The 25,321-nt window shown below is 69.9% G+C and carries 24 protein-coding genes; 11 read left to right on the forward strand and 13 right to left on the reverse strand.

Annotated features, from left to right (window positions below; genetic code table 11):
- Positions 1-23: 23 nt before the first annotated feature.
- A complete protein-coding gene (locus KME78_RS16615; RefSeq protein ID WP_219529787.1) occupies positions 24-710 on the reverse strand; it encodes a hypothetical protein in 687 nt (228 codons plus the stop codon).
- Positions 711-820: 110 nt separating this feature from the next.
- On the opposite strand from KME78_RS16615, the gene KME78_RS16620 reads away from it, so the two are divergent.
- Positions 821-2,527, forward strand: a complete 1,707-nt coding sequence (locus KME78_RS16620; protein WP_219529788.1) for an SMI1/KNR4 family protein — start codon at positions 821-823, stop codon at positions 2,525-2,527.
- A 3-nt stretch (positions 2,528-2,530) separates the two neighbouring features.
- Here KME78_RS16620 and KME78_RS16625 read toward each other — a convergent pair whose 3' ends face one another.
- On the reverse strand, positions 2,531-3,430 hold the full coding sequence (locus tag KME78_RS16625) for a hypothetical protein (RefSeq protein WP_219529790.1): 900 nt from the start codon (positions 3,428-3,430) through the stop codon (positions 2,531-2,533).
- A 140-nt stretch (positions 3,431-3,570) separates the two neighbouring features.
- Complete coding sequence (locus tag KME78_RS16630; RefSeq protein ID WP_219529792.1) at positions 3,571-4,356, reverse strand: DeoR/GlpR family DNA-binding transcription regulator; 786 nt, start codon at positions 4,354-4,356, stop codon at positions 3,571-3,573.
- Positions 4,357-4,423: 67 nt separating this feature from the next.
- On the opposite strand from KME78_RS16630, the gene KME78_RS16635 reads away from it, so the two are divergent.
- Entirely contained in the window at positions 4,424-6,385 is a 1,962-nt protein-coding gene (locus KME78_RS16635; protein ID WP_219529794.1) for a DUF5107 domain-containing protein, read from the forward strand.
- On the opposite strand, the gene KME78_RS16640 is transcribed toward KME78_RS16635, so the two are convergent.
- The 3 genes from KME78_RS16640 to KME78_RS16650 all read right to left on the reverse strand — a co-directional run bounded on the left by KME78_RS16640 (position 6,372) and on the right by KME78_RS16650 (position 8,196).
- Positions 6,372-6,611 (reverse strand): hypothetical protein, encoded by a 240-nt coding sequence (locus KME78_RS16640; protein ID WP_219529795.1) that lies wholly within the window; start codon positions 6,609-6,611, stop codon positions 6,372-6,374. The genes KME78_RS16635 and KME78_RS16640 overlap by 14 nt on opposite strands.
- A 78-nt stretch (positions 6,612-6,689) precedes the next feature.
- Complete coding sequence (locus KME78_RS16645; RefSeq protein WP_219529796.1) at positions 6,690-7,538, reverse strand: hypothetical protein; 849 nt, start codon at positions 7,536-7,538, stop codon at positions 6,690-6,692.
- A gap of 46 nt (positions 7,539-7,584) precedes the next feature.
- A complete protein-coding gene (locus tag KME78_RS16650; protein ID WP_219529797.1) occupies positions 7,585-8,196 on the reverse strand; it encodes a VC0807 family protein in 612 nt (203 codons plus the stop codon).
- A gap of 131 nt (positions 8,197-8,327) precedes the next feature.
- Here KME78_RS16650 and KME78_RS16655 point away from each other — a divergent pair, with 131 nt between their 5' ends.
- Positions 8,328-8,885, forward strand: a complete 558-nt coding sequence (locus KME78_RS16655) for a TetR/AcrR family transcriptional regulator (protein WP_219529798.1) — start codon at positions 8,328-8,330, stop codon at positions 8,883-8,885.
- A gap of 19 nt (positions 8,886-8,904) precedes the next feature.
- Here the strand turns inward: KME78_RS16655 and glgC are convergent, their stop codons facing one another.
- Positions 8,905-10,188: a glucose-1-phosphate adenylyltransferase gene (gene glgC / locus KME78_RS16660; RefSeq protein ID WP_308126982.1), complete on the reverse strand. Its 1,284-nt coding sequence runs from the start codon at positions 10,186-10,188 to the stop codon at positions 8,905-8,907.
- Between the two features lie 48 nt (positions 10,189-10,236).
- On the opposite strand from glgC, the gene glgA reads away from it, so the two are divergent.
- Positions 10,237-11,415, forward strand: a complete 1,179-nt coding sequence (glgA, locus tag KME78_RS16665) for a glycogen synthase (RefSeq protein WP_219529802.1) — start codon at positions 10,237-10,239, stop codon at positions 11,413-11,415.
- A gap of 10 nt (positions 11,416-11,425) precedes the next feature.
- On the opposite strand, the gene KME78_RS16670 is transcribed toward glgA, so the two are convergent.
- Together KME78_RS16670 and KME78_RS16675 are read right to left on the reverse strand one after the other, a co-directional pair.
- The gene (locus tag KME78_RS16670) at positions 11,426-12,733 is read right to left on the reverse strand and encodes a hypothetical protein (protein WP_219529804.1); all 1,308 of its coding nucleotides are present in this window, start codon (positions 12,731-12,733) and stop codon (positions 11,426-11,428) included.
- A 79-nt stretch (positions 12,734-12,812) separates the two neighbouring features.
- A complete protein-coding gene (locus KME78_RS16675; RefSeq protein ID WP_219529805.1) occupies positions 12,813-13,181 on the reverse strand; it encodes a PH domain-containing protein in 369 nt (122 codons plus the stop codon).
- A gap of 101 nt (positions 13,182-13,282) precedes the next feature.
- On the opposite strand from KME78_RS16675, the gene KME78_RS16680 reads away from it, so the two are divergent.
- Positions 13,283-14,761 (forward strand): Nramp family divalent metal transporter, encoded by a 1,479-nt coding sequence (locus tag KME78_RS16680; protein WP_219529807.1) that lies wholly within the window; start codon positions 13,283-13,285, stop codon positions 14,759-14,761.
- Positions 14,762-14,897: 136 nt separating this feature from the next.
- On the opposite strand, the gene KME78_RS16685 is transcribed toward KME78_RS16680, so the two are convergent.
- Complete coding sequence (locus tag KME78_RS16685; protein WP_219529809.1) at positions 14,898-15,368, reverse strand: OsmC family protein; 471 nt, start codon at positions 15,366-15,368, stop codon at positions 14,898-14,900.
- Positions 15,369-15,443: 75 nt separating this feature from the next.
- Positions 15,444-15,851 (reverse strand): nitroreductase family deazaflavin-dependent oxidoreductase, encoded by a 408-nt coding sequence (locus KME78_RS16690; protein ID WP_219529810.1) that lies wholly within the window; start codon positions 15,849-15,851, stop codon positions 15,444-15,446.
- Positions 15,852-15,995: 144 nt separating this feature from the next.
- Between KME78_RS16690 and KME78_RS16695 the strand changes: the two genes are divergently transcribed.
- Genes KME78_RS16695 through KME78_RS16720 form a run of 6 tightly spaced genes read left to right on the forward strand, consistent with a single transcriptional unit; the run spans position 15,996 to position 23,374 of the window.
- Complete coding sequence (locus KME78_RS16695; RefSeq protein ID WP_219529812.1) at positions 15,996-16,994, forward strand: LacI family DNA-binding transcriptional regulator; 999 nt, start codon at positions 15,996-15,998, stop codon at positions 16,992-16,994.
- Complete coding sequence (locus KME78_RS16700) at positions 16,991-18,253, forward strand: sugar ABC transporter substrate-binding protein (RefSeq protein WP_219529814.1); 1,263 nt, start codon at positions 16,991-16,993, stop codon at positions 18,251-18,253. The genes KME78_RS16695 and KME78_RS16700 overlap by 4 nt, the downstream gene beginning before the upstream one ends.
- A 2-nt stretch (positions 18,254-18,255) precedes the next feature.
- Positions 18,256-19,134, forward strand: coding sequence for a carbohydrate ABC transporter permease (locus tag KME78_RS16705; protein ID WP_219529816.1), 879 nt, complete (start codon positions 18,256-18,258; stop codon positions 19,132-19,134).
- On the forward strand, positions 19,131-19,952 hold the full coding sequence (locus tag KME78_RS16710; protein ID WP_219529817.1) for a carbohydrate ABC transporter permease: 822 nt from the start codon (positions 19,131-19,133) through the stop codon (positions 19,950-19,952). Before KME78_RS16705 ends, KME78_RS16710 begins: the two co-directional genes overlap by 4 nt.
- A 12-nt stretch (positions 19,953-19,964) precedes the next feature.
- A complete protein-coding gene (locus KME78_RS16715; RefSeq protein WP_219529818.1) occupies positions 19,965-21,488 on the forward strand; it encodes a glucoamylase family protein in 1,524 nt (507 codons plus the stop codon).
- A gap of 26 nt (positions 21,489-21,514) precedes the next feature.
- The gene (locus KME78_RS16720) at positions 21,515-23,374 is read left to right on the forward strand and encodes a GH39 family glycosyl hydrolase (protein ID WP_219529820.1); all 1,860 of its coding nucleotides are present in this window, start codon (positions 21,515-21,517) and stop codon (positions 23,372-23,374) included.
- A 42-nt stretch (positions 23,375-23,416) separates the two neighbouring features.
- Here the strand turns inward: KME78_RS16720 and KME78_RS16725 are convergent, their stop codons facing one another.
- Positions 23,417-23,872 (reverse strand): hypothetical protein, encoded by a 456-nt coding sequence (locus tag KME78_RS16725; protein ID WP_219529822.1) that lies wholly within the window; start codon positions 23,870-23,872, stop codon positions 23,417-23,419.
- An 80-nt stretch (positions 23,873-23,952) separates the two neighbouring features.
- A complete protein-coding gene (locus KME78_RS16730) occupies positions 23,953-25,320 on the reverse strand; it encodes a glycoside hydrolase family 5 protein (protein ID WP_219529981.1) in 1,368 nt (455 codons plus the stop codon).
- Position 25,321: the final 1 nt, after the last annotated feature.

Consider the following 25,321-nt stretch of genomic DNA (forward strand, 5'->3'; position numbering starts at 1 on the left):
ACCCAGCTCCTCGTGGCCGAGGGTCATGAGGTGGGCATCTTGCCGGAGATCATCCGGAACCGGCCGTGGGCGACGATCAGGTAGCAGCCGACGATCAGGACCCAGACCGGGAACACCAGCTCCGACCAGGCGACCCTGCTGACGACCAGGAGGAGCACCAGCCCGACGAGATAGCCGAGCCAGGACAGCCAGCGGGGCAGGAGGCCGAGCCGGGTGCCGATGGTCGTGGTCGTCAGGGTGAACACGGCGGCCATCCGCGGCGCGTACTCGGTGAGCAGGGACAGCGTGAGATGACGCCCGAAACGCCAGAACTCCGTGGGCTGGGGCGGGGTCCGCATCGCGTCGATCGTGGCCAGGAAGGCGGCCGCCGTCGCGCCGAAGACGAAGAGCATCGCCACGAAGAGCAGCCCGGCGCCGAAGAAGACCGTGGCGAAGAACCGGTCCTCCCGCACGCCGATGGAGTCCCGGATGGCGCCCATGAACCACAGGAAGAAGATCCCGCCGAACGGCAGCAGGATCAGCGCCACCCGCAGGGCGTTGTGGGCGGCGGTGTCGGCGAGATAGGCGGCCGCGTCGAGCGGACGGGCGGGCACCGCCTCGCGGACCAGGATCATGGCGGCGCCCAGCGGGAGGGCCGCGAGGATCCCCGCCGCGCCCGCGGCGCGCGGCGTCCGCAACGCCTTCGCCGGCGGTTCGGCAACGCCTGGCATGTGCCCCCTGCTTCCGGTCTTGTATGACGCTACGTGTCCACTGGATACGTTCGGTAATCATCGGGCGCTGTGTGGCGGAGGGGGGTGTTTCCGATGGTTAGGTATGTCCTGTGACCGTTGATCGTGGCTCCGAGATCGCCGATGTGCTCCGTACCATGGCCGGGAAGATCGCGGCCGGGGCGCCCGTGGCGTGGCGGCGGGCCGAGCTGCGGGGGTTCGCGACAGGCTCGGACGGGTCCGGCCACCGCGGCCTGAGATTCGAGCCGGACGGAGCCGACGCGGACGAGATCGACCTGCATCCGGAGCTGTGCGCCCTCTACACCCTGACCGGGGCGACGGGCGACCACCTCACCATCGAGTTGACGGTCGAGGCCCGGGGGCGGTTCGAGGCGGTGATCAGCGAGTCGCTGGACCGCATGGATCACGAAGAGCGCGGCTTCCTCTACGTCCTCGATCCGAAGATGCTGCCGGTCGAGCCCGCGGAGTTCCAGCAGGGCCGGTCGGATCGCCGGCCGGCGGGAGACCCGAAGGAGGCCGTCGCGCTGCTCGGGGCGTACTTACGCGAGCGCGAGCGGGTCCTGGGCGGTCCGAGCGGGGACAAGTACGCGCCGCCGCCCGCGCTCCCCGAAGCGCGCCGCGCCTGGCTCGAGGCCCAGCTCCGGGTCCGGTACGGCGTGACGCTCCCCGACGACCTGCGCGCCCTTTACGAGCTGGTCGACGGCGACGGCGGCGAGGGCCTCCTGGACCGGCACCCCTGGCTCGGCCTGGAACAGCTGGAGAGTCAGAGCCGTCCGGAGAACCGCTGGTGGGCCGGCGGGCGGAGCTGGCGCCATCATCTGGTCCAGCCGCTCATCACCGAGGTCGGTCCCCCGCTGGCGATGCGGCGGGCGTCCGACCACCCGTGCTGGATCCCGTTCGCCACCACCACCGGAGGCGACTTCCTGGCGGTGGACATGGCGCCCGGCCCGGCGGGCCGGCCGGGTCAGGTCATCCGCATGGGCCTGCACCACGACGGCGGCCCGGTCTACGTCTCCGACTCGGTGACCAGCCTGCTGCGGCGGCACGTCGCCGCTCTGGAGGCCGGCGCCTACTCGACCGAGCACGGCGAGCTGTGGATCGAGCTCGGCGACATGGCGAAGCCGAACCGGTACGCCTACGAGGAATCCCTCTCACTGACGGTCGCCGGTCCCGACGCGGCCTCCATCCGGGGCTGGCACCCGCGGATCCAGCGCCTGTCGGTGGTCAACGCCCCCTGGGTCGACTTCGGGGCCGTGCGCGGCGCGCCGGTGCTGTGGGAGGTGTCGGTGGACAACTGCCCGGGCGCCGACCTGACGCCGCTCCGCGACACCCCGGTTGAGCTGCTCGATCTGGCCATGGACGGGATCGACCTCGCGCCGCTGGAGGGCCACGCCGCGCTGCGGTCGCTGACGCTGCGCACCGAGCGGCCCGTGGACCTGGCGCCGCTGCTGTCCTGCCCTCGGCTGTACGCGCTGGACCTGTCCCGCGCAGCCGTACGCGACCTCGGCGTGCTCGGCGAGCTGAAGGGCCTGCTCTACCTGAACCTGCGCCGCGGGCAGTGGCAGGAGCTCTGGAAACGGGCCGGTCACCCGGCGGGGCTGGCGGCGGCCGGGCTGGCCGCCGAGCCGCGCCGGGAGAAGGCCTGGTGGTGGTCGGCCGACCGGGCCTACCACGCCCCCGAACCGTCACTGAAGACGGCGGTCCGATGGGCGGCCGATCTGCCCGGCGGGGCGGAGAACGTACGGGTCTTCACGGGCAGGTTCCCGCGACGCCGGCGCTTTCCGGGACACCGGCGCTGAGGCTCAGCCCCGGGTGGAGATCAACTGCAGGGCACGCTCGTGCTGCTGCTGCGACGGGGGCCGCGTCCAGGTGATGCCGGGCCGCTGCTCGGCGAGCATCCGCGCCAGGGCGGCGGACATGACGTCCACGGGCTGGGCGTGCGGCATGTGCGGGCGAGCCAGCTGATACTCGGCGAGCACCCGGCCGTAGTCGTACATCAGCGTGTTGGTGAACCGGCTCTGCTCGGCGTCGGCGCGATCGAGCCCCGCGACGAACTCGGGCTCCGGCTCCTCGATCACCGCCTTGTAGACGTCGAGGCGGTTGCGGATCTCACCGGGCGCGGCGTGGCTGTGCGCCTCGTCGTACATGCGCCGCACATGCTCAGGTACCTCGGTCAGCACGGTGAGCATGCCGTAGCCGGAGTCCTCGTTCCCATAGCCGCCGACGCCCCCGTCGACGCCCTGCGCGTGCGTGGCCATCCCCATCTCGCGGGTGAAGTCGTACTTGTCCATGCCGTCGACCGGCTCCTCGATCCAGTCGTCGTCGAGGTGCAGCACACCGGCGACCTCCGCCTGCGCGGCGCGTTCGAGCAGGTGCCGCACCGCACCCGCCGGATCCGCGAGCGCCCCCGGGCCCATCGCGGCGAACTGCTCGGTCAGCAGGAACAGCGAGACCATCATCGACGGGTGGTAGACGTGCAGCGCCCCCGCCTCCCGATGCGGGAAGACGGTGCTCTCGTCGTCGTACGCCTCGAGCCCGGTCATGAAGGCCCGCTCCTGCTCCTCGGTGAGCACGAGCTCCCAGGCCCACTTGCGCTCCACGTGGAACTTGTAGAAGTCCTCACCCCTGAGCGGGTCGCGGAACTTCCACCACAGCACGACCCCGACGATCAGCACGACGACCACGCCGAGTGCGATCAACATCCGGATTCCCCCAATCTCCTGACTAATCCCGTTTCATGGCGTCAAGCACAGAGCGGGAAGCCTAGCGGTGAGAGTCCGCGGGGGTGCGGGAAACGATCAGATCTCGGCGTGGGGCGCGTCCGTCTCAGACCCGGATGACCTCAGACCCGGATGACCCGGAGGCCGGCGTCCGCGAACTGGGCGGTCAGCTCGGCCGGGGCGGCGGAGTCCGTCACCAGGATGTTGATCTGGCTCAGCGGGCAGACCAGGGCGAACGCCCGGCGGCCCAGCTTCGAGCTGTCGGCCACCACGATCACCTGGCGGGCCTTCGCGGCCATCAGCCGGTTGACCGCCGCCTCGCCCTCCCCGTGGGCGCTGGCGCCGTGCTTCACGTCGAGCGCGTCGACACCGAGCACCGCCACGTCGAGCGCGACGTCCGCCAGCATGCCCGTCGCCACCGGGCCCACCAGCTCGTACGACTCGGCGCTGGCCGAGCCGCCCGTGGTGACCACGTGCAGATGCGGCCGCACGGCCAGCTCGTGGGCGATGTTCAGGGCGTTGGTGACCAAGGTGAAGGCCGGACCGCGGCGGCCCGAGGGCGGGTCGGGGCGGTTGGCCAGAACCCTGGCCACCTCCGTCGTCGTGGTGCCGCCGTTGAGCCCGATCGTGGCCCCCACCGGCACCAGGGCCGCCGCCGCCGAGGCGATGCGCTGGTTGTCCGGCGCGTGCTGGGCGACCTTGTAGCGCTGCGGCAGGTCGTACGAGACGCTGTGCGCGATGACGCCGCCCCTGGTCCTGCTCAGCAACTGCTGATCGGAGAGCTCGTCGAAGTCGCGTCTGATCGTGGCCGCGGACACGCCGAGCTTCCGCGCCGTCTCCGACACGTCGAGCCGGCCGGCCTCGGCGACGAGCTCTAACAACAGGTTCCAGCGTTCGTACCGGTTCACTGTTCAATCATGCCCGAAACCCGACGGAAGCTCTTATAGGACGGTTTTATGGGAAAATACTCGCCAAATGCTACGGACATCCTCGGTCGTGCTCCCCGTGTCCCCGCTGGGCCCGGAGAACCCGCTGCCGCCGCTGCGCACGCTGCCCGATCCACGCGGTGGGCTGAGGACGGCCGCGGCCGACGCCGAGATGGCGGCCCAGCTGGCTTACGGGCACGCCGACTCGCTCCTGCCGTACACCTTCCAGGACGGCTACGGCCGCGAGCGCGAGGAGCGGGAGCTGAAGACGGCGGTGCTGGAGAACTCGCTGCTGCGCGCGGAGTTCCTGCTGGAGTACGGTGGGCGGCTGCGCTCGCTGGTGCACCTGCCGACCGGCCGCGAACTCCTGCACAAGCCACCCCACCTGCAACTGGCCAACCTCGGGCTGCGTAACGCCTGGTTCGCCGGGGGAGTGGAGTGGAATCTCGGCACGTTCGGGCACACCGCCCTGGCCTGCGCGCCGGTCCACGCCGTCCGGGTGGACCGGCCCGACGGGGTGCCGGTGCTGCGGATGTACGAGTGGGAACGGATGCGGCGGCTGGTCTACCAGCTCGACGTCAGCCTGCCGCCCGAGTCACCGGTGCTCCTGGTACACGTCCGGATTTATAACCCTTCGGCGGTGGATGCCCCGGTCTACTGGTGGTCGAACGCGGCGGTGCCGCAGACGCCGGGCAGCCGGGTGCTGGCGCCCGCCTGTCAGGCGTACCACTTCTCCTACGACGGGATGCTGCGGCGCGTGCCGGTGCCGCGCTGGCGCGAGTCCGACCAGTCCTACCCGGCCCGCAACGAGCAGGCCGCCGACTTCTTCTACGAGCTGCCCCGCGCCGAACGCCGCTGGATCGCCGCCCTCGACCAGGACGGCGGCGGGCTCGCGCAGGTCTCCACCGACCTGCTGCGCGGTCGCAAGCACTTCCGCTGGGGCACCGGCGCGGCGGGCCGCAACTGGCAGGACTGGCTGTCCGGCCCCGACCGGCCGTACCTGGAGATCCAGGCCGGACTCACCCGCACCCAGCTGGAGCACGTACGGCTGCCCGCCCGTTCCGCCCTTGCCTGGACCGAGGCGTACGGCCTGCTCCAGGGCGACCCCGCCCAGGTCCACGGCCCCTGGCGTGACGCGCTCGGCCACGTGGGCCGGGCCGTGAACCGGCTGATCTCCCGCGACCGGCTCCAGGCGGCGCACGAGCAGGCCGTACAGCTGGCATCGGCCGTGCCGGTGGAGGTCCTGCACGTGGGCAGCGGCTGGGGCGCGCTGGAGCGCCGGGCCCTGGCCAAGCGGCGCAGCCGGGTGCTCAACCTGCCGGGCACGCCCTTCGCCGACTGGACGATCGGCCGCGACCAGCAGTCGTGGCTCGCCCTGGTACGCAAGGGCTCGATCCCCACCCCCGCGCCCGCCCTGCCCCCCTCCTCCTACACCGTCGGCCCCGAATGGCGCGCGCTGTTGGAGAAGTCGGTCGAGGAGTCGGGCGGCACCTGGTTCACCCTGCTCCACCTGGGCGTGAACCTCTTCCACGACGGCGACCACGCCGGGGCGCGGGCCGCCTGGGAACGTTCCCTTGCCTGCGCCGAGAACGCGTGGGCGCTGCGCAACCTGGCCGTGCTCGACCCCTCGCGGGCCGCGGACCTGTACGAGCGGGCCCACGCGCTGTCGCCCCGCTTGCGTCCTCTCACCATCGAGACCCTCGCCGCCCTCCTGGCCTCCGGCCGCCCGGACGCCGCCCTCGTCCTGATCGACAAGCTGGGCCCGAAGGACCGCTGGCACGGCCGGATTCGTCTGCTGGAATGCCGTGCGGCCCTGGACGCGGGGGATGTCGGACGGGCCGGGCGGGTGCTGGAGACGGGCCTGGTGGTGGACGACCTGCGGGAGGGGGAGGACACGTTGGACGAGCTCTGGTGGGATTACCACGAGCGGCTGAATCCGACGGGGCGGGCGCGGGTCAGGGCGGAGCATCCGTTGCCTTGCCGGTATGACTACAGCGTCAAGCAGTATTAGGGGCGAAGACGTCGTCGAGCGTCGTCGCGGTGGCTGCTCGGACGATCCACTCTTCCATTTGGTCGGGGTCTTTGCATTCGGTGATGCGGTCGTGGGCGTCCTGGGGGACGTTGATGCCGCGCGCTTTGAGGATCCTGATCACAGCGACGGCCTCGCCTTCGACCTTGCCTTTGTCGAAGAGCTGTTTGGTGAAGGGGCTGTATGCCGGCCATTCTCTAGATGACATGTGGTCCCTGAAATAGCGCCGGACCTCGGTTGAGGTCCGGCGGAAGCGTATGCGGTGTTAAGCGGTATGAAGCAGAGCTCATCTGAAGACGTCGTCCAGCGTCGTCGCGGTGGCGGCTCGGACGATCCACTCTTCCATTTGGTCGGGGTCTTTGCATTCGGTGATGCGGTCGTGGGCGTCCTGGGGGACGTTGATGCCGCGCGCTTTGAGGATCCTGAACAGAACGACGGCTTCGCCTTCGGCCATGCCTTTGCTGACGAGCCCTCGGAGGAAGGGGCTCTCTAGGGGCCAAGGGGCAAGCGACATGATCTCCTCCATAATGCGCCGGGTGGCGAGCGAAGCCAGTCTGTATGCGTATTCATAGTACTGCAGAGAGTCACCATCGGGGAGCTTGTCCAGGGCCGTCATGTAGGCCTCTGTCACGGTTCGCTGCTGGCCGTGCATCATCACGGACATGGCGGCGAGCTCGAGACAGTCTGCGGCTTGGACATGATCGGTGATAGCGGGGACTTGGTCCGGCCCGAAGGCTTGGGGCTGGAGGACGAAGCCGGGCAGGCTGGTGACGATCGGCTCCGCTGCCCACGCCGCGACGCGGGCGTCGGGACAGAGGGCCAGCACCACCACCGGACACTTCAGCTGCAGCCAAAGCGCCGCCGCATAGCGTGCCCAGGCCGTGCGTTTGTGGTCCTTGTCGTCCTGCTGGATCTCGACGATTACCCCGAAGATTGGATCCTGGCGCGGCCCCACGGTGATCACCGTGTCGGCCGCGAAGTCCAGGGAGAGGCGGTCGTTGAAGTCGTTTCCGGCGACCTCTATGAGAATGTCCGTGGGCAGGTCGACGTCGAAGGTATCCCGGAGGATCTCGACGGCGAGTGCCGGACGGTTGCGGAAGAGCGCATTGAGTGTGTCATGCGCAAGGGATGGCATGTCACGGAACGATATCAGTCATGTACTGTGCGTGATCAATTTTTGGTCAACTCGCGGAAAAGACCGCCTCGCCGCGCTTGCCGTACCAGGCGCTCCAGACCGCGATGAGCGCGAGGGTGCCGAGCAATAGGACCGTCGACAGGCCGGCCATCACGTCCACTGGCAGCAGATAAATGAGCGGGATCCGGACCACCGACTCGGCGAGGAAGGCCGCCGCCCAGGTCAGGGTCATGACGTAATACACGCGGCGGAACGCGGGCTCGGCGAGATAGAGGGCGTCCCAGCGGGCGGCGGTGGCGGCGTCTTCGGCGCCGAAGCGTTTGGCCAGGGGGAAGGCGGCGGGGCGGCCCGTCACGCAGGTGGTGGCGAGGACGGCGGCGATGACCGCCGTGGTGATCGACTTGACCGCCAGCATGAGGCGTTCGTCCCCGGTGACGAAGGACAGGACCAGGCCGAGGCCGAAGATCAGGCACATGAACGCCGCGTACCCGTCCAGGCGGCGTTCCCTGACGCCGACATAGGCGGTGCGCAGGAGGCCCACGGCTGTGGCCGAGAGCAAGGCGGCGTACTCGCTTACGTGGAGCGCGCGCAGCAGGTAGTAGGCGGCGACGCAGGGGAGTACGTCCCAGAGCGCCACCTTGAGTACGGAGCGGTTCATGTGAGGGTCCTTTCCAGCCAGTCGGAGACGCGGGCCAGGGCCGGTTCAGGCTCCTTAACGCGAAAAATCTCGCCTCAAGGTAACCACGGCTAGGGCTCTAACGCAAGAGAACTCGCGTTAGGGTGAGTGGCATGGAACCTGTACGCAGGCCGGGCGGCCGCAGCGCGAGAGTCCGTACGGCGGTGCATGAAGCCGTCCTCGACCTGCTGGGCATGGAGGACTGGGACAGCCTGAGCATCGCCCAGGTGGCCGAACGTTCCGGCGTGCACCAGGCGACCCTCTACCGGCGCTGGGGCACACTCGGCGCGCTCATCGACGACGTGGTGACCGAGCGGCTTTCGCAGGGTTCACCGGTGCCCGACACGGGCACGCTCCGCGGCGACCTGGAGGCCTACGCCGTCCAGGTCGCGGCGGACGTGGCGGGGCCGCTGGGGCCTCTATACGTCAGGGCCGCCCAGGTCGGCACCCGTGTCCACGACGACGACCAGCTGTACATGATGGACCGGGCCGTGCAGCTCCAGGGCATGCTGGAGCGGGCCGCGGCGCGCGGCGAGAGCCCGCCGACCCTGCTGGAGTTGATGGAAGTGGTGATCGCGCCGCTCTACTATCATGCGATCTTCTTCAACCGGCCGGTCGGCGCCGACCACGCCAGGACGCTGGTCGACCGGTTGCTCAGCCTGCCCCAGTGAAAGCAGGCCCCGGTGAGGGTCAGCGGTCGACGATCTCGTTCTTGCCGATGACCACGATCCCGCCCCTGGTCAGCGCGAAGCGGGTGCGGTCATAGTCCAGGTCGAAGCCGATCCGCGCGCCGTCGGGGATCACCACGTTCTTGTCGATGATCGCCTTGCGCACGATCGCGCCCCTGCCGACCTTGACGTTCTCCATCAGTACGGAGTCCTCGACCAGCGAGTGCGAGTGCAGCACGACCCTGGGCGACAGGATCGACCGGTTCGCCGTGCCACCGGACACGATCACGCCGGGTGACACGAGCGAGTCGAGCGCCCGGCCCACCCGGTCGCCGTCGTTGTGCACGAACTTGGCGGGCGGCAGCGGGTCGTGCCCGGTGTGGATCGGCCACTTGTCGTTGTAGAGGTTGAAGATCGGGTGCGCCGAGATGAGGTCCATGTGCGCCTCGTAGTAGGCGTCGAGCGTGCCCACGTCGCGCCAGTAGCCCCGGTCGCGCTCGCTCGAACCTGGCACCACGTTGTTCGCGAAGTCGTACACGTCCGCCCCGCCGGACTTAACGAGCATCGGGATGATATTTCCGCCCAGGTCGTGCTTGCTGGTGGGGTCGAGGGCGTCCTCCCGCAGCGCGTCGATCATCGACTGCGTCTTGAACACGTAGTTGCCCATCGAGGCGAACACCTCGTCGGGGGAGTCGGCGAGCCCCACCGCGTCCTTGGGCTTCTCCCGGAAGGCGACGATCCGCCGCCCCTGAGGGTCGGTCTCGATGACGCCGAACTGGTCGGCCATCGACAGCGGCTGCCGGATCGCCGCCACCGTCACGTCCGCGCCGGAGTCCTCGTGCTGCTCCACCATCTGCCGCGGGTCCATACGGTAGATGTGGTCGGCCCCGAACACGATGACGTGCTCGGGCATCTCGTCGTAGATCAGGTTCAGGTTCTGGAACAGCGCGTCGGCCGAGCCGGAGAACCATCGCGGGCCCAGCCGCTGCTGCGCGGGGACCGGCGTCACGTAGTTGCCGAGCATCGCCGTCAGCCGCCAGGTACGCGAGATGTGACGGTCGAGACTGTGATTCTTGTACTGGGTCAGCACGACGATCTGCAGGTATCCGCCGTTGGCCAGGTTCGACAGCACGAAATCGATGAGCCGATACATGCCACCGAACGGCACCGCCGGTTTGGCTCGATCCGCCGTGAGCGGCATGAGCCTCTTTCCCTCTCCACCTGCCAGTACGACCGCAAGAACCCTCCGGGACCTCATATCCGTGACGCTACCCTCAAAATGCCGATCTATCGACGAATCGCCCATCGAACACCGCACGTGCCTGAAACCTCCCGAGGATCGTAAGGTCGTGTCATGCGCGTTGATCTGCTGACCCGGGAGTATCCGCCAGAGGTGTACGGCGGTGCCGGGGTGCACATGGAATACCTGGCCAGAGAGCTGCGGCGGCTGGCCGACGTCCGGGTGCGGTGCTTCGGGGCCTCACGGGACGAGCCGGGCGTCTCCGCCTACCGCGTGCCCGCCGGGCTTCAGGAGGCCAACGCGGCCCTGCAGGTGCTCGGGGTGGACCTGGAGATGGCCGCCGCGTGCGAAGGCGCCGGGGTGGTGCACTCCCATACCTGGTACGCCAACTTTGCCGGACATGTCGCGAAGATGCTGCACGGCGTCCCGCATGTCATCACCACGCACAGCCTCGAACCGCTCCGGCCGTGGAAGGCCGAGCAACTGGGCGGCGGCTACACCATCTCCTCCTGGGCCGAACGGACCGCCCTGGCCGGTGCCGACGCGGTCATCGCGGTCTCGGAGGGGATGCGGCGCGACGTGCTCGCCGCCTATCCCGAGATCCCGCAGGAGCGGGTGAGCGTCATCCACAACGGCATCGACACCGCCGAATACGCCCCGGACCGGGGCGACGACGTCCTCAAGAAGCACGGCGTGGATCCGTCCAGGCCGTACGTCATCTTCGTCGGGCGCATCACCCGGCAGAAGGGGCTGGTCCACCTCCTGCACGCGGCGCGCTCCTTCGACGCCGGCGCGCAGATCGTGCTCTGCGCGGGCGCGCCCGACACGCCGGAGATCGAGGCCGAGGTGACGGGCCTGGTGCGCGAGCTCAGCCGGGAGCGCGACGGGGTGATCTGGATCTCCGAGATGCTGCCCAAGCCCGAGGTGATCCAGTTGCTCACGCACGCGTCGGTGTTCGTGTGCCCGTCGGTGTACGAGCCGATGGGGATCGTGAACCTGGAGGCGATGGCCTGCGAGACGGCCGTGGTGGCGACGGCGACCGGCGGCATTCCCGAGGTGGTGGCCGGCGGGGAGACGGGGCTGCTGGTGCCGATCGACCAGGGGGCCGACGGGACGCCGCACGATCCCGAGCGGTTCGCCGCCGACTTCGCCGAGCGGGTCAACGAACTGCTGGAGAATCCGGCGCGGGCCGCGAGGATGGGGGGGGCCGGGCGGGCCAGGGCCGTCGAGCACTTCTCCTGGGAACGCATCGCGCACCGGACCATGGACCTCTACACCTCGCTGCGCACCTGAGAGGGCGGGGTCAGCGGGTCCGCCAGAGCATGGCGCGGGCCAGGCCCTTGTCGGGGTGGGAGGAGCCGGCCGCGTAGACCTGGGTGGTGCCGGGGCGCTGGGCGAGGGCCTCGATCGTGCCGTCGAGGGTCTGCGACGTCCAGCGTCCGCCGGCGAGGTGCAGGACCCGCGACCCGGTCGAGTCGAGCACCCACATGCCGTCCTTGCCGTCCGGCTCGGCCTGGGTGAACGTGGAACCGAGCGCGCCCCACCGGCACCGCCACGTGCCGCCGTCCCAGTGCAGGGCGACCGGGCGGGAGCGCTCCAACGGCTCGTCGTTCTCGGAGAACTCACCGGGCACCAGCCACGACACCCCGCCGACCACCCACACGTCGGCCGGCCCGAGCACCACCACGTCGCTGAGCCGGATCCGCGGGGACTCCGACCTGGGCGGCAGGCCGAGCGCGGGCACGCCGACCCGCTGCCAGGCCGCGCCGTTCCAGCGGGCGGCCGGTCCCTGGTCGATCAGCGGCCCGCTGACCGTCCACACGTCGCCGCCGCGTTTGTCACCGCCGCTGTTGCCCGAGCCGCCACCGCTCCCGCTGCCGCCGCCCACCGCGCCCGCGGGGGCCGGGAGGTCGTACTGCTGCCAGGTGGAGCCGTTCCACCACAGCGCCGAGCGGCCACTGACCGCCCAGGCACCGCGCGCCGCCGTGCCGCCCGCGCCGAAGGTGTCGCCGAGCCGCCCGGTGAGCCGCAGGGCCTCCCACCTGTCGTGCTGGAACGCGCCGACGAGCCCGGACCTGCCGTCCGCCAGGCCGAACACCCAGGCGTTGGCCGCGGACGTCGCGCCGAGCGCGGTGACCTGGACGCCCGGCAGCGAGTACGACGTCCACCGCCTGCCGTCCCACCGCCGCAGGCCCGCGAAGGTCGTCTCCACGGACTCGGCCACCAGGCGCTGGGTGAGGTGGGTGGCCCAGACAGCGCCGTCCCGGCCGACCGCGAGATCATGGAGCGTGCCATAACCCCCGCCGCCGGATGCGTCGCCGGCCACGGCGCGCCAGCCGGGTTCGGTCCGCACCGCGCGGATGTCGTCGGTGCCGGCCGGTGGCTGGACGCAGGCGGCGGGCTTGGCGGGGAGCGCGGGCAGGTCACTGCCGATCATCGGCACCGGCGTCGTGCCGGGGGCCGAGCCCGGACTTGGGGAGGCCGTGCCGGGACGCGAGGTGGTGGCGGCGCCCGTGCCGAGGGGCGAGGCGGGAGCCGGAGGAGCGGCGGTGCAGGCGGCGACCGCCAGCACGGCCAGGCCCGCCGTACAGACACGTGCGACTCGGCTCACCCAGCCCGCCCCCTTCGCGTGACCCCGTGATCTCCGCAGGATAGGTCAGTCCGCGCCGCCGCGCCCCTAACGGCGACGGTCAGGTTCGCGATATGTGATGCAAGATCACGTTGTGTACGTGATGCGCCTTGTTGTCGCCGCGGAAGTCGACTTCGTACGTGTGCGTCCCGACGTGGATGGCGATCGCGCCCGAGGAGAAGAACCCGCCGGCGAACGACTTGTTGCTCACCACGCTCACCGCCGAGATCTTGCTGTAGGGGATGCTGGTGATCGCGACGCGCTTGCCCACGAACGACTTGTCCTGGACGATGACCCGCCGATCGGTCAGCCCCAGGAATCCCGTCCCCGCGCCGATGGCGTCGTACACCGCGATGATCCGCTCGCCCGGCAGCAGCCCGCTCTCGATCTGCCGGAGCTGTTCTTTTCTGTCATAGGGGATGTCAGCCATGCCTTGGCAACGACCTGGGGATATGAAGCGTTCCGGATGCGTAGATTGGGTCTTGTAGCCGATGGGGTTCTGGATCACCCTGAACGGCAGGAGGCCCTGACATGTCGCATCCACTCGGAGTAAGCCGCCCGGATCTCACTGTCACAGACCTGCCCACCCCGGAAGAGGTGTTCAAGGTCTCCAAGATCGGGACGAAGGAGCTCGTCAAGTACGCGATCGGGCCCAGTCTGATCGCTCTCGGCATCTCGATAGGCAGCGGCGAGTGGTTGCTCGGGCCGCTCAGCGTGGGGCAGTACGGCTTCGTCGGCGTCGGCTGGGTGATCACGGTCTCCGCCCTCCTTCAGACGTTCTACAACGTCGAGTGCGCTCGCTACGTCGTCGCCACCGGCGAGGTCCCCGTGGTCGGCTGGGGCCGGGTACCGCCGGGCTGGAAGCTCTGGATCCCGCTATCCGTATTCATCGTGATTTTTGCCTTCATCGCGGGCGGATGGGCCGCCTCGGCGGGCCAGGGCGTCTACGCGCTCGTCCACGGCACTGTCGCGCCCACGGGCGCGGAGGAACCGAGGCTGTGGGCCATAGCGCTGCTGGTGCTCGTCTTCCTGATCACCGCGCTCGCCAAGCGGATCAGCCGCGCGCTGGAGCTGGCCAACTGGATGATGGTCAGCGCCATCCTCCTCGCCCTGCTCGCCGTCGACCTGCTCATCGTGCCGTGGAGCCAGTGGTGGGACGGCATCCGCGGCTTCCTCACCCCGGCCGCCCCGCCCGCGGGCATCACGGCGACCCAGCTCGGCGGCCTGGCCGGGTTCACCGCCCTGGCCTCCGGTCTGAACTGGTACGTGATGGGTCATTACCGGGACAAGGGCTACGGCATGGGCTATCGCGCCGGGTTCCTCTCGGGGATGCGCGGCGGGCGGAGCGAACTCCTGGCCAGCGGCATCACCTTCCCCGACGACGGCCTCAACCGCGGGCTGTGGCGCAGGTGGTACCGGCTGCTGCTCACCGACATGTGGGGTGTGTTCTTCGTCGGCGCCATCCTCGGCATGCTGCTGCCGACGCTGCTCATGTCGCAGGCGGTCGCCATGTCGGGCCAGAAGCCCACGCGGGCGAACGTGCCGACGTTCGTGGCCGGGGTGCTCGGCGACGAGTACGGCCCGGCGCTGTTCTATGTGGCGCTGGTCGTGGGGGTGCTGATCCTGTTCTCCACCCAGTTGGGCATCTTCGAGGCCATGGTCAGGGTCGCCACGGACTCCGCGCACGCCACCAGCCCCCGGCTGCGCGCGCTGATCGAGGGCGACCCGCGCCGCTTCTACTACCCGTTCATGCTCGTGCTGTTGGTGATCATCTCGATCATCATCCACCTCACGCTGCCGGTCGGGCTGGTGGAGTGGTCGGCCAACATGTCGAACCTGGGCGCGCTGATCTACCCGTTCCTGCTGATCTACCTGAACAGCAGACTGCCCCGGCCCGCCCGTCCCCGGCCGTGGCACTACGTGATCCTGGTGCTGAACTTCCTGTTCTTCGGCTTCTTCTTCGTCAACTTCATCGCCGACTTCATCGGGGAGCCGTTGGTGACGTTCTAGAAGATCCAGCTTTTTTACGGCCGGCATGGGCCGGCCCCACCCGCCGACGCGCCTGAGCGGCCCTCCAGGGACACGCTCCTCCGGCTCGCCGCCGTTACGCGCGTCTCGTTGACCGTGGCTTCCGTGATGTGTGCCCTCAGGCGTCGAGGATCACCGGCTCGTGGTGGATGGGGAAGTTGGTGGAATTGGCGATGAAGCACAGCTTGTTGGCCTCGGCGTGCAGCTCCATGGCCTTGTCGTGCAGGGTCCGGGTGGTGATCATGACCGTGGGGTGCAGGGTGACCTCGGAGAAGCGGCCGCCGCCGCTGGAGTCCACGACCATGGTGCCCGTCGGCTCGTCGACGTAGGAGGTCACGATGATGCCGTTGAGCGAGCACAGGTGGAGATACCACAGCATGTGGCACTGCGACAGTGACGCCACCAGCAGCTCCTCCGGGTTCCAGCGTGCGGGGTCGCCCCGGAAGGCGGGATCGGCCGACCCGGGCAGGGCGGGCTTGCCCTCGGCCGACACCTCGTGCTCGCGGCCGAAGGAGCGGTAGCCGGAGGTGCCCTCGCCCCGGTTGCCGGTCCAGGTGACGGTGACGGCGTAGTGGTGTTCGCGGCTCATGCGCTCCATCATCGATCATGCCCCTTCCCGGCGCCCCACCCGCCCCGCCGTACGCGGACGGGGCGGTCACCGCGGTCAGGTGGTGATGGATTCGAGGACGACGATCGGGATCTTCCGATCGGTCTTCTGCTGGTAGTTGTCGTAGTCGGGCCAGGTGGCCGCCATCAACCGCCACAGTTCGGGCCGTTCCTCGTCCGTGGCCGTACGCGCGCGGGCCCTGAACCTGTCGGCCTTCACCTGCACCCCGACCTCGGGATCGGCCTGCAGGTTCTTGTACCAGTCGGGGTGGTCAGGATCGCCGCCCTTGGAGGCGACGACGATGTGGTCGCGTCCGTGCTGCTGGTAGATCAGCGGCGTCGTGTACGCCTTGCCGGACTTACGGCCCTTGGTGGTCAGAAGGAGGGTCGTGGTGTTGTTCCAGTCGTGTCCCTCGGCGCCGTCGGTCTCCTGATAGCGCTGGACGTGTTCCTTGCCAAAGAGCATGCCTGCCGCCTACCCCGCGTCGCCGTAACCTCACCGTTACCGGGCGGGGTCTGTACGAGAAGTTGACACGCCTGACACACTGCCTTTCTGTAAGCGCTTACATAGTTGGTTGTGGAAGCGCTTACAGAAAGAGGAGCAGCCTGGATGGACGTGACGATCTACGAGGTGGCGCGGCGGGCGGGCGTGTCGATCGCGACCGTGTCGCGGACCCTGCGCGGCACCGGGCCGGTGGCGCCCAAGACGCGGGAGAAGGTGCTGAAGGCGGTCGAGGAGCTCCGGTTCACGCCCAGCCGCCTCGGCGTCAGCCTGGCCGAGGGCCGCCACGCCGCCAACGGCATCGTCTTCCCCAACCTCGCCGGCCCTTACTACACCGAGGTGCTCCTCGGCTACGAGGAGGTGGCCTCCGAGCTGGGCCGGTCGGTGGTGATCCTGTCCACCAAGGGCCGCACCCGGGTGCACGACCTGGTCAAGGACCTCGCGGGGCGGGTGGACGGGCTCATGGTGTTCGGCCATACGGCTCCGGACGACCTGGTCGCCGAGCTGGTCCGGATGGGGATGCCGCTGGTGTTCGTCTCCCGCGAGCCGCTCGCCGGGGCCGACACACTGCGCAGCGAGAACACCGAGTCGGCCCGCGCCCTGGCCCGGCACCTCCTGGAGCACGGCTACCAGAGGTTCGCCTTCCTCGGCGCGCCGATCGCGACCGGAGACGACGTGGACGAGCGCTGGCAGGGCGTCAGGTCCGTCCTCGGCAGTGCGATCGAGGCGGTGCCGACGGAGCACTACACGGTCGAGTGCGGCTACCAGGCCGCCAGGACCCTGCTGCGCGCTTCGGGCCGGCCCCAGGCGATCGTCTGCTCCGATGACGAGGTGGCGCTGGGCGCCCTGCTCGCCGCGGAGGAGCTCGGACTCGCCGTACCCGACGAGCTGGCCGTGACCGGGTGGGACGACATCATGGCCGCCCGCCACGCCCGCCCGGCGCTGACCACCATCCGCCAGCCGATGCGCGAACTGGGCGCGCGCGCCGCGCGGGCGCTCGACGAGCTGATCACCGGCGCCCGCGACACCCCGAGACACCTCGTCCTGACCACCGAGCTGGTGCTGCGCGCCAGCTGCGGTCACCACCCCCAGGAGGAACCCCGTTGAACACCTCGACCCGGCGCTCCGCCGCCGGTCTGCTCACCCTCGCGATACTGGTCACCGGCTGCGGGCGCAGTGCCGAGAAGGCGCCGGAGAAGGCGCAGGACGTCAAGTCCGGCGCGGTCTCCGGCGAGATCACGGTCTGGGCGATCGGGGAGGAGGGCAAGGCGCTCGGCGCGTTCGCCAAGGACTTCGAGACGGCCAACCCGGGCGTCAAGGTGAACGTGACGCCCATGGGCTGGGACGTCGCCCACGACAAGATCACCTCGGCCATCGCGGGCAGTGCCACCCCCGACATCAGCATGATCGGCTCCACCTGGGCGGGCGAGCTGTCCAAGACCGGCGTGCTCGACCCCACGCCCGGCAACCTCATCGACAAGGCCGCCTTCTTCCCCGGCGCCTGGCAGACCGTGGACGTGAACGGCACCGCGTACGGAGTGCCGTGGTACGTCGAGACCCGCGTCCTGTACTACCGCACGGACCAGGCCGAGAAGGCGGGCGTCAAGCCGCCCACGACCTGGGCCGAGGTCAAGACGTTCGCCAAGGCGCTGAAGGACAAGGGCGGCGCCAAGAAGGGCTTCAACCAGAATTACACCGAGGGCTCCTGGCAGGAGCTGGTGCCGCTCATCTGGCAGGCCGGCGGCGAGATCGTCAAGGACGGCAAGTACACCTTCGACACCCCCGAGGCGGTGACCGCGCTCAAGCAGTACGCCTCGCTCTTCCAGGAGAAGCTGGCCCCGAACGACACCGCCAAGGGCGCCTTCCCGCAGAACTTCATCAAGGGCGAGGTCGGCGGCTTCTACTCGGGCCCGTGGATGATCGGCGTGCTGGACAACGACGGCGGCGCGGGCTTCAAGGACAAGTTCGACGTCGCGCCCTACCCGAAGGGCCCGGTCTCGGCCACCAGCTTCGTCGGCGGCTCCGACCTGGTCGTCTTCAAGAAGGCCAAGAACCGCGACGCCTCGTGGAAGTTCATCCAGTGGCTCACCGAGCCCAAGGTGCAGGCCAAGTGGTACACGACGGTGAAGGCCCTGCCCAGCGTCCAGTCGGCCTGGCAGGAGCCGGAGCTGGCCGCGGACCGGCAGCTGAAGGTCTTCGGCGAGCAGCTCAAGGACGCCAAGACGCCGCCGCCGTATCCGACCTGGGAGCAGGTGTCGAAGGTGTTCGAGACCGAGCTGGAGAAGCTGGCGCTGGGCAAGCAGACCCCGGAGCAGACGGCCAAGGCCATCCAGGCGCAGGCCGACACGATCGGCACCGGCCTTTAGTGATGGCGCTCCTTCGCAGGGGCGGGCTCGGCTGGGTGTTCGTGCTGCCGTTCGTCGTCATGTTCGTGGTGTTCTACCTCGGGCCGCTGCTGGCCGGGCTGGGCATGAGCTTCACCGACATGCGGAGCACGGACGTCGCCGACCCGCTGGCCGTCGACCTGGTCGGCGTCGAGAACTACCTCAGGCTGGCCGGCGACGAGGCGATGCGTAAGGCGGCGCTGAACACCGCGATCTTCGTGGTCACCGGGCTCCCGCTGACCATCGGACTCGGCCTGGCCGCCGCCGTGGCGCTGAACTCCGGCATCGCCCGGCTGCCCGCCGCGTTCTTCCGGCTCGGCTACTACCTGCCGCACATCACCAGCATCATCGGTGTCGCGGTCGCCTGGAAGTTCCTGCTGGAGCCGGAGGCGGGACTGGTCAACCGGCTGCTGGAGCTGGTCGGCCTCCCCGGGCCAGCCTGGCTCCAGGAGCAGGCCACCGCGCTGCCGGCGATCATCGTGATGACCGCCTGGCGCAGCTTCGGGTTCGACATGGTGGTCTTCCTCGCGGCGCTCCAGGGGATCCCGCGGGAGCTGTACGAGGCGGGGGAGGTGGACGGGGCCGGGCGGTGGGCGCGGTTCAGGTCGATCACGCTGCCGCAGCTGCGGCCGGTGATCCTGTTCTGCACCGTCTACAGCTCAGTCGGGTTCGTGCAGTTCCTGGAGGAGCCGCTGATCATGACCGGTGGCGGGCCGCTGAACTCCACGCTGTCGGCCTCGCTGGCGATCTTCAAGCAGTTCGGGGTGGGCAACTACGGCTACGCGGGTGCCGCGGCGAGCGTGCTGTTCATGGTGATCATCGCGCTGGCCGTACTGCAGCTCAGGATCGGGAGGGCGCGGTGAGGCGGACCCGCGGGCAGAAGCTGATCACCTATCTCGGCCTGAGTGTCGGGCTGCTGCTGGTCGTCGGGCCGTTCTTGTGGGCGGGGCTCAGCTCGGTCAAGCCGGAGGCGGAGATCCGGCGCGATCCGCCGACGTTCTGGCCCGAGACGTTCACGCTGGACAACTACACCGAGCTGCTGCACCGGGTGCACCTCGGGCAGGCGTTCGTGAACAGCGTGGTCGTCGCGCTGGTGATCGTCGCCGGGAACCTGCTGTTCTCCTCGATGGTCGGCTACGGCTTCGCCAAACTGCGCTTCCGCGGCCGGAACGCCGTCTTCGGGCTGGTGCTGGTGCAGATGGCGGTGCCGGCGATCGTGCTGATGATCCCGCAGTTCGTGCTGATCGCGAAGCTCGGCATGGTGAACACCTTCCTCGGCATCATCCTGCCGGGGCTGATCACGCCGCTGGGCGTGTTCATGATGCGGCAGTTCATCGCGGAGCTGCCCGACGAGCTCATCCACGCGGCACGGGTGGACGGGGCGGGGGAGTTCCGGATCTTCGCCAGGATCGTGCTGCCGCTCTGCAGGCCCGCGCTGGCCACGCTGGGCCTGATCACCTTTCTCGGCGCGTGGAACAACTTCCTCTGGCCGGCCGTGGTGGCGCAGTCGGAGGACGTCTACACGCTGCCCGTGGCCCTGAACATCCTCAACAGCCACGAAACCACCCACTACAACCTGCTCGTCGCCGGGGCGATGATCGTGGTCGCGCCGATCCTCGTCCTGTTCGTCTTCCTGCAGCGCTTCTTCATCCAAGGCATCGCAACCTCCGGCCTCAAGTAGAGGAGCACCCCCATGCGCAAGACCGCCTTGCTCGCCGGCCTGCTGGTGCTGGCCGCCGCCGTGCCCAGCCCGGCCAGCGCTTCTTCCGGAAATGACACGTTATTTCGGTACGCGAAGGACACGTGGCGGTCGATGGCCGCCATGGTCGACCCCGCCACCGGCATTCCGTCCGACAAGGTCACCGGCGACCTGAAGACCAGGGCCAAGGTCACCTCGCCCACCAACATCGGCACCTACGTGTGGAGCACGCTCACCGCCCGCGACCTGCGCCTCATCGGCTCCGACGAGGCCACGGCCCGCGTCGGCAAGGTGCTCGACGCGCTGGAGCGGATGGAGCGCAACACCCCGACGGGCCAGTACTACAACTGGTACGACCCGGCGACCCTCCAGCTCGTCCACACCTGGCCGGACAACGGCGACCCGGTGCGACTGTTCGCCTCCAGCGTGGACAACAGCTGGCTGGCCACGGCCCTCATGATGGTCCGCACCGCCGTGCCCCGCCTCTCCGCGCGGGCGGCGCGGCTGGTCACCTCCATGAACTTCGCCTCGTACTACGACCCGGTCGCCCGCCCCGACGCGGGCACCGGCCTGATCCGCGGCGGCTTCTGGCCGGAGAAGCCCGAGGGCTGCTCGGTCGAGAGCGACTACGCGGGCACCGGCACCAAGGTCTGGTCCACCTGCCACCACTACGGCGCGCCCGCCGAGACCCGCATCGCCCAGTACGTGGGCATCGCGCTCGGCCAGATCCCGCGCGAGAGCTACTTCGGCCCGTACCGGACCTTCCCCGACAACGGCTGTGACTTCGGCTGGCAGGAGCAGAAGCCGGTCGGCGCGTGGAAGACGTACCTGGGCGTCAACGTCTGGGAAGGCACGTACGGCTATCGCGGAATGCGATTCGTCCCCAACTGGGGAGGTTCGATGTTCGAGGCGCTGATGCCGGATCTGGTCGTCCCCGAGGCGGCGTGGGGGCCCCGGAGCTGGGGCCGCAACCATCCGGTGTTCGTCAAGGCGCAGATCGAGCACGGCCTGCGCGAGGCGAAGTACGGCTACTGGGGCTTCTCGCCGTCCAACGACCCGCACGGCGGCTACCGCGAGTACGGCGTGGACCCGCTCGGCATGGACACCCCCGGCTACACCTCCGACGAGGAGCGCACCAGCACCGATCCGGGCTACGAGGGCTGCCGCCCGGCCCAACCGGAACCCACCGCCTACGGTGACGGAGTGGTCACTCCGCACGCCAGTTTCCTGGCTCTGCCGTACGCGCGGGCCCAGGCGATGGATAACCTGGCCAAGATCCGCAAGAACTTCGACGCCTACGGGCCCGGCGGTTTCTACGACTCCGTCGCGGTCCGCTCGGGCGCCGTGTCGAAGTGGTACCTCGCGCTCGACCAGGGCATGGCCATGGCCGCCTTGGGCAACGTGCTCACCGGAGGCAACCTGCACCGTTACTTCGGCGGCGCCGGCGTCGAGGCGAAGCTCCGGCCGGTGATGCAAATCGAGGAGTGGGCCGTTCAAGGAGCCCCTCCCGCCAACTGACGCTCCAACAGATCGGGGAACCCCAGATGAGTACGGCTGATGCCGCACGCCGTGACTGGCAGGAACGCCTCCACCAGGCGTCGGGGGAGGCGGTCCCGGCCGCCGAGCTGACCCTTCAGGCGCCGGCCGGGCTGCGGGCCGTCCCCGGTGCGGGCCACGTGACGCTGACGTGGGAACCCGTGCCGGAGGCGATCGGCTACCTGGTGCACCGGGACGGCGTGCCGGTGTCGCAGCCCGACGTGGACGTGGCGGCCGTACCCGAGTGCCGCTACGTGGACACGGGACACGGCGCGGCGTCGTACACGGTCGCGGCCATCGCCACCATGGAGACCGTCGGCCCCGCCTCGGACGCGGTGCCGGCGGCTCCGCTGGGGAGCGGACCGGCGGCTTCGCTGGAGGGCGGCGCGGCGGCGGCTTCGGCGGCCGGCGGGTCGGCGGCGGTCGCCGTGCGGGTGGACGCCGCCGCGGTCACCCGCGAGCTGCCCCGGCCGTGGCGGTACATGATCGGCTCGGAGCACCTGTCGTACCTGCTGAGCGAGGACGAGACGGGCGGCCGGCCCATCGGCGCGGAGCTCACCGAGGCGCTGCGTATCGTACGCGAGGAGTTCGGCGTCGAGACCGTCCGCGCCCACGCGATCCTCGGTGACGACCTCGGCGTCTACAAGGAGGTCGACGGCCAGGCGGTCTACGACTTCGGCAAGGTCGACGAGGTCTACGACGCGATCATGGCGCTCGGCCTGCGGCCGATCGTCGAGCTCGGCTACATGCCGCGCGACCTGGCCGCCGACCCGTCCAGGACGGTGTTCGGCTACGAGGCGATCATCTCCCCGCCCAAGGACTTCGAGGCGTGGAGCGACCTGGTCAGGGCGCTGGTCGAGCATCTGGCCGAGAGGTACGGGATCCACGAGCTGATCGACAACTGGGCCTTCGAGGTGTGGAACGAGCCCAACCTCGCCGTCTTCTGGACGGGCACGCCCGAGGAGTACTTCCTGCTGTACGACGTCAGCGCCGCCGCCGTGAAGAACGTGCACCCCGAGCTGCGGGTCGGCGGGCCCGCCTCGGCGGCCAACGGCTGGGTGGAGGAGCTGCTGGCGCACATCGCCGAATCGGGCGCGGAGCTCGACTTCATCTCCACCCACACCTACGGCAACGCCCCGCTCGACTGGCGTCCCGCCCTGGCCCGGCACGGCCGGCCGGACACGCCCGTCTGGTGGACCGAGTGGGGGCCCACCCCGACCCACTTCCACGGCATCGGTGACGGGCCGTTCGGGGCGGCGTTCCTGCTGCACGGCATGAAGTCGGCGGCGGGCCGGCTGGCCGCCGTGTCGCACTGGGTGGCCTCGGACCACTTCGAGGAGTTGGGGCGGCCGCCGCGCCTCTTCCACGGCGGCTTCGGCCTGCTGACGGTCGGCAACCTGCGCAAGCCCCGCTTCCACGCGCTCACCCTGGCCGCCCGCCTCGGCGACGCCGAACTGGCGACCGTGGTCGAGGGCGACGCGGGCGGGGTCGAGGTCTGGGCGGCGCGGCACGCGGACGGGCGCGTCGGGGTGCTGGCCTGGAACAGCACCCTCAACCAGGCGCAGGCCGACGGGGCTGTCGAGCTGTCGCGCGCGGTCTCCCTGACCGTCGCCGGCCTCGACGGGGACTACACGGTCACCCATCACCGCATCGACGGGGAGCACTCCAACATCGAGGCGGCCTGGCGGTCGATGGGCGGCGGCGACTGGCCCGCCGACGGGCAGTGGGACAAGCTGCGCTCGGTCAACACCCTGGACGAACTGACCCCGGCCACCGTGCTCACGGCGACGGACGGCGCGCTGACGGTGGACTTCGACCTGCCGATGCCGGGCGTCTCCTTCGTCGAACTGACCCCGCCGCCGCACTGACGCCTGTACCTCTGACGCGTGTGCCCCTGGGGCCGGACGGTGTCAGAGGTAGGGGCGCGTCACCGTGACCAGGTCGGCGGCGGCGTCGCGGGTGTCGACGTAGACGGCGGTGTCGGGGGTGCGTTCCCGTACGTCGCGGTCGCGGATCGCGAACACGGCCGGCGCCGCCTCCACGTCGCCGTAGCGGGAGGTGACGGCGGCGCCGATCGCCCGGCGCACGTCGGCCACCACGTCGCGGGAGGTGTGCCCGGCCCCGGAGGCGGCCAGGTAGCCGAGCAGCGCCGCGAACCGCGGCTCGACCTCGGCCGCCGGCCGCTGCCGGGGCAGGACCGGGCGGTCGAGCCAGAACACCTTGCCCGCCAGGAACGCGGCGTAGCTCACCTCGTCATGGTCGAGCGTCCGCGCCGTCTCAGCCAGCAGCTCCCCGAACTCGGCCAGATCCGCCTCGGGCGGCAGGTCCGTGGTGACGAACAGGGGCACGATCAGCGAGTCGAGCATCTGGGTATCCCTCCGTGAGGAGCCTCATCGTAGGGTGCGCCACCGACAATCCCGCATGACACCACGGCGGTGTCGCGGAATCACCCGCCCAGGTTGCCGGCCAGCAGGTCGAGCAGCGGCTGCCGCCGTACGCACCGCTCCAGCGCGAAGGAGTCGGCCAGCTCGACCACGTCGTCGTCGGACAGCCCCCTGAACAGCTCGGCGTACTCGGGCAGCAGCGCCTGCGCGATCAGGATGTGCCTGATCAGGTCGTCGGTCTGGTAGCGCGCCCCCCACGGGTAGGGGGCCCAGCCGGGCGCCTCGGCGTCGAGCATCGCGTGCAGCGGCCCCAGCACGTCGGCCGACTCCTCCATAGTGGAGCCCCACCGGTCCGCGCCGAGCCGCCGCTTCTTGCCGATGAACGCCCCGAACCGGTCGAGGTACGGCCCGGCCGCGTGCACCAGCCCCTGCAACCCCACGTCCTTGTACGTCCACAGCGACCAACCGGCCCCATGGGCGTCGTAGATGGCGAGCTGGTCACGCAGGATCCGGTAACGCTGCTCGTCGACCTCGGGGTGACCGGTGTAGACGGGCCCGAACTCGCCCACCCACAGCGGCGTGCCCGTCTCGCGCTGGAACCGGGACCGCGCCCGGAAGGTCCGCTCCAGCTCGCCCCGGTCGCACCACTCGCCGCGGGTGTAGCCGGGGTACGGCCCGCCGTGCGCGAACCCGGCCAGGGCGTAGTCGTGACAGACGAACACCGTGTTCCCGTACACCTCACGGAAGATCGAGAAGTCCGTGGCGTAGGTGTTGCCGTCGAGGAACAGCACGTGCCGCGGATCGGCGGCGCGCATCGCCTTCACCAGCCGGTCGTAGAACGGCCCGATCACCTTGCCGCTCGGGTCGCCCGGCTCGTTGACCGGGTTGTACCCGGCCACCCACGGGTGCTCGCGGTAGCGGTCGGCGATGGCCTCCCACAGGTGGATGGCCCGGTCCTGGAAGTGGCGATGGTTCCAGAAGGCGGCGACGTGGGTGGGGTTGTCGGAGTGCCAGTGCTGGTTCTGCGCGCCGGGCAGGGCGTGCAGGCCGATGACGCTGTACACGCCGTACGAGCCGAGCAGGTCGACGACCCGGTCGAGGTGCCGGAAGCCGTGCTCGACGACCTCGAACGGCCGCTGGTCGGACTCGAGGTGGCGGTAGTTGACCGGGATCCGCACGCAGTTCACGCCCAGCCCGGCCAGCAGCGCCGCGTCCCGCTCGGTGAAGAACGAGGTCAGCAGCCGCTCGAAGAACAGCTCCGCCCGATCCTCGCCCAGCACCTCCCGTACGGCCTCGCGCATCGAGCTCTCGTTGGCGGGGTAGCCGGTGATGAAGTTCTCCATGTTCAGCCAGCCGCCCAGACCCACCCCGCGCAGGCGTACCGGAGTGGAGTCGGCGGTGACGAGCTGGGTTCCGGACACCTGCAGCATG

Source organism: Nonomuraea guangzhouensis, from assembly GCF_019396345.1.
Classification (GTDB): Bacteria; Actinomycetota; Actinomycetes; order Streptosporangiales; family Streptosporangiaceae; genus Nonomuraea; species Nonomuraea guangzhouensis.

What these genes read in the sequence shown, in the direction of transcription:
- KME78_RS16615 (WP_219529787.1), bottom strand. Translation starts at nt 710, where the DNA reads ATGCCAGGCGTTGCCGAACCGCCGGCGAAGGCGTTGCGGACGCCGCGC.
- KME78_RS16625 (WP_219529790.1), bottom strand. Translation starts at nt 3,430, where the DNA reads ATGTTGATCGCACTCGGCGTGGTCGTCGTGCTGATCGTCGGGGTCGTG.
- KME78_RS16635 (WP_219529794.1), top strand. Translation starts at nt 4,424, where the DNA reads ATGCTACGGACATCCTCGGTCGTGCTCCCCGTGTCCCCGCTGGGCCCG.
- KME78_RS16640 (WP_219529795.1), bottom strand. Translation starts at nt 6,611, where the DNA reads ATGTCATCTAGAGAATGGCCGGCATACAGCCCCTTCACCAAACAGCTC.
- KME78_RS16645 (WP_219529796.1), bottom strand. Translation starts at nt 7,538, where the DNA reads ATGCCATCCCTTGCGCATGACACACTCAATGCGCTCTTCCGCAACCGT.
- KME78_RS16650 (WP_219529797.1), bottom strand. Translation starts at nt 8,196, where the DNA reads ATGAACCGCTCCGTACTCAAGGTGGCGCTCTGGGACGTACTCCCCTGC.
- KME78_RS16655 (WP_219529798.1), top strand. Translation starts at nt 8,328, where the DNA reads ATGGAACCTGTACGCAGGCCGGGCGGCCGCAGCGCGAGAGTCCGTACG.
- glgC (WP_308126982.1), bottom strand. Translation starts at nt 10,188, where the DNA reads ATGGGCGATTCGTCGATAGATCGGCATTTTGAGGGTAGCGTCACGGAT.
- glgA (WP_219529802.1), top strand. Translation starts at nt 10,237, where the DNA reads ATGCGCGTTGATCTGCTGACCCGGGAGTATCCGCCAGAGGTGTACGGC.
- KME78_RS16675 (WP_219529805.1), bottom strand. Translation starts at nt 13,181, where the DNA reads ATGGCTGACATCCCCTATGACAGAAAAGAACAGCTCCGGCAGATCGAG.
- KME78_RS16680 (WP_219529807.1), top strand. Translation starts at nt 13,283, where the DNA reads ATGTCGCATCCACTCGGAGTAAGCCGCCCGGATCTCACTGTCACAGAC.
- KME78_RS16685 (WP_219529809.1), bottom strand. Translation starts at nt 15,368, where the DNA reads ATGAGCCGCGAACACCACTACGCCGTCACCGTCACCTGGACCGGCAAC.
- KME78_RS16690 (WP_219529810.1), bottom strand. Translation starts at nt 15,851, where the DNA reads ATGCTCTTTGGCAAGGAACACGTCCAGCGCTATCAGGAGACCGACGGC.
- KME78_RS16695 (WP_219529812.1), top strand. Translation starts at nt 15,996, where the DNA reads ATGGACGTGACGATCTACGAGGTGGCGCGGCGGGCGGGCGTGTCGATC.
- KME78_RS16705 (WP_219529816.1), top strand. Translation starts at nt 18,256, where the DNA reads ATGGCGCTCCTTCGCAGGGGCGGGCTCGGCTGGGTGTTCGTGCTGCCG.
- KME78_RS16715 (WP_219529818.1), top strand. Translation starts at nt 19,965, where the DNA reads ATGCGCAAGACCGCCTTGCTCGCCGGCCTGCTGGTGCTGGCCGCCGCC.
- KME78_RS16720 (WP_219529820.1), top strand. Translation starts at nt 21,515, where the DNA reads ATGAGTACGGCTGATGCCGCACGCCGTGACTGGCAGGAACGCCTCCAC.
- KME78_RS16725 (WP_219529822.1), bottom strand. Translation starts at nt 23,872, where the DNA reads ATGCTCGACTCGCTGATCGTGCCCCTGTTCGTCACCACGGACCTGCCG.
- KME78_RS16730 (WP_219529981.1), bottom strand. Translation starts at nt 25,320, where the DNA reads ATGCTGCAGGTGTCCGGAACCCAGCTCGTCACCGCCGACTCCACTCCG.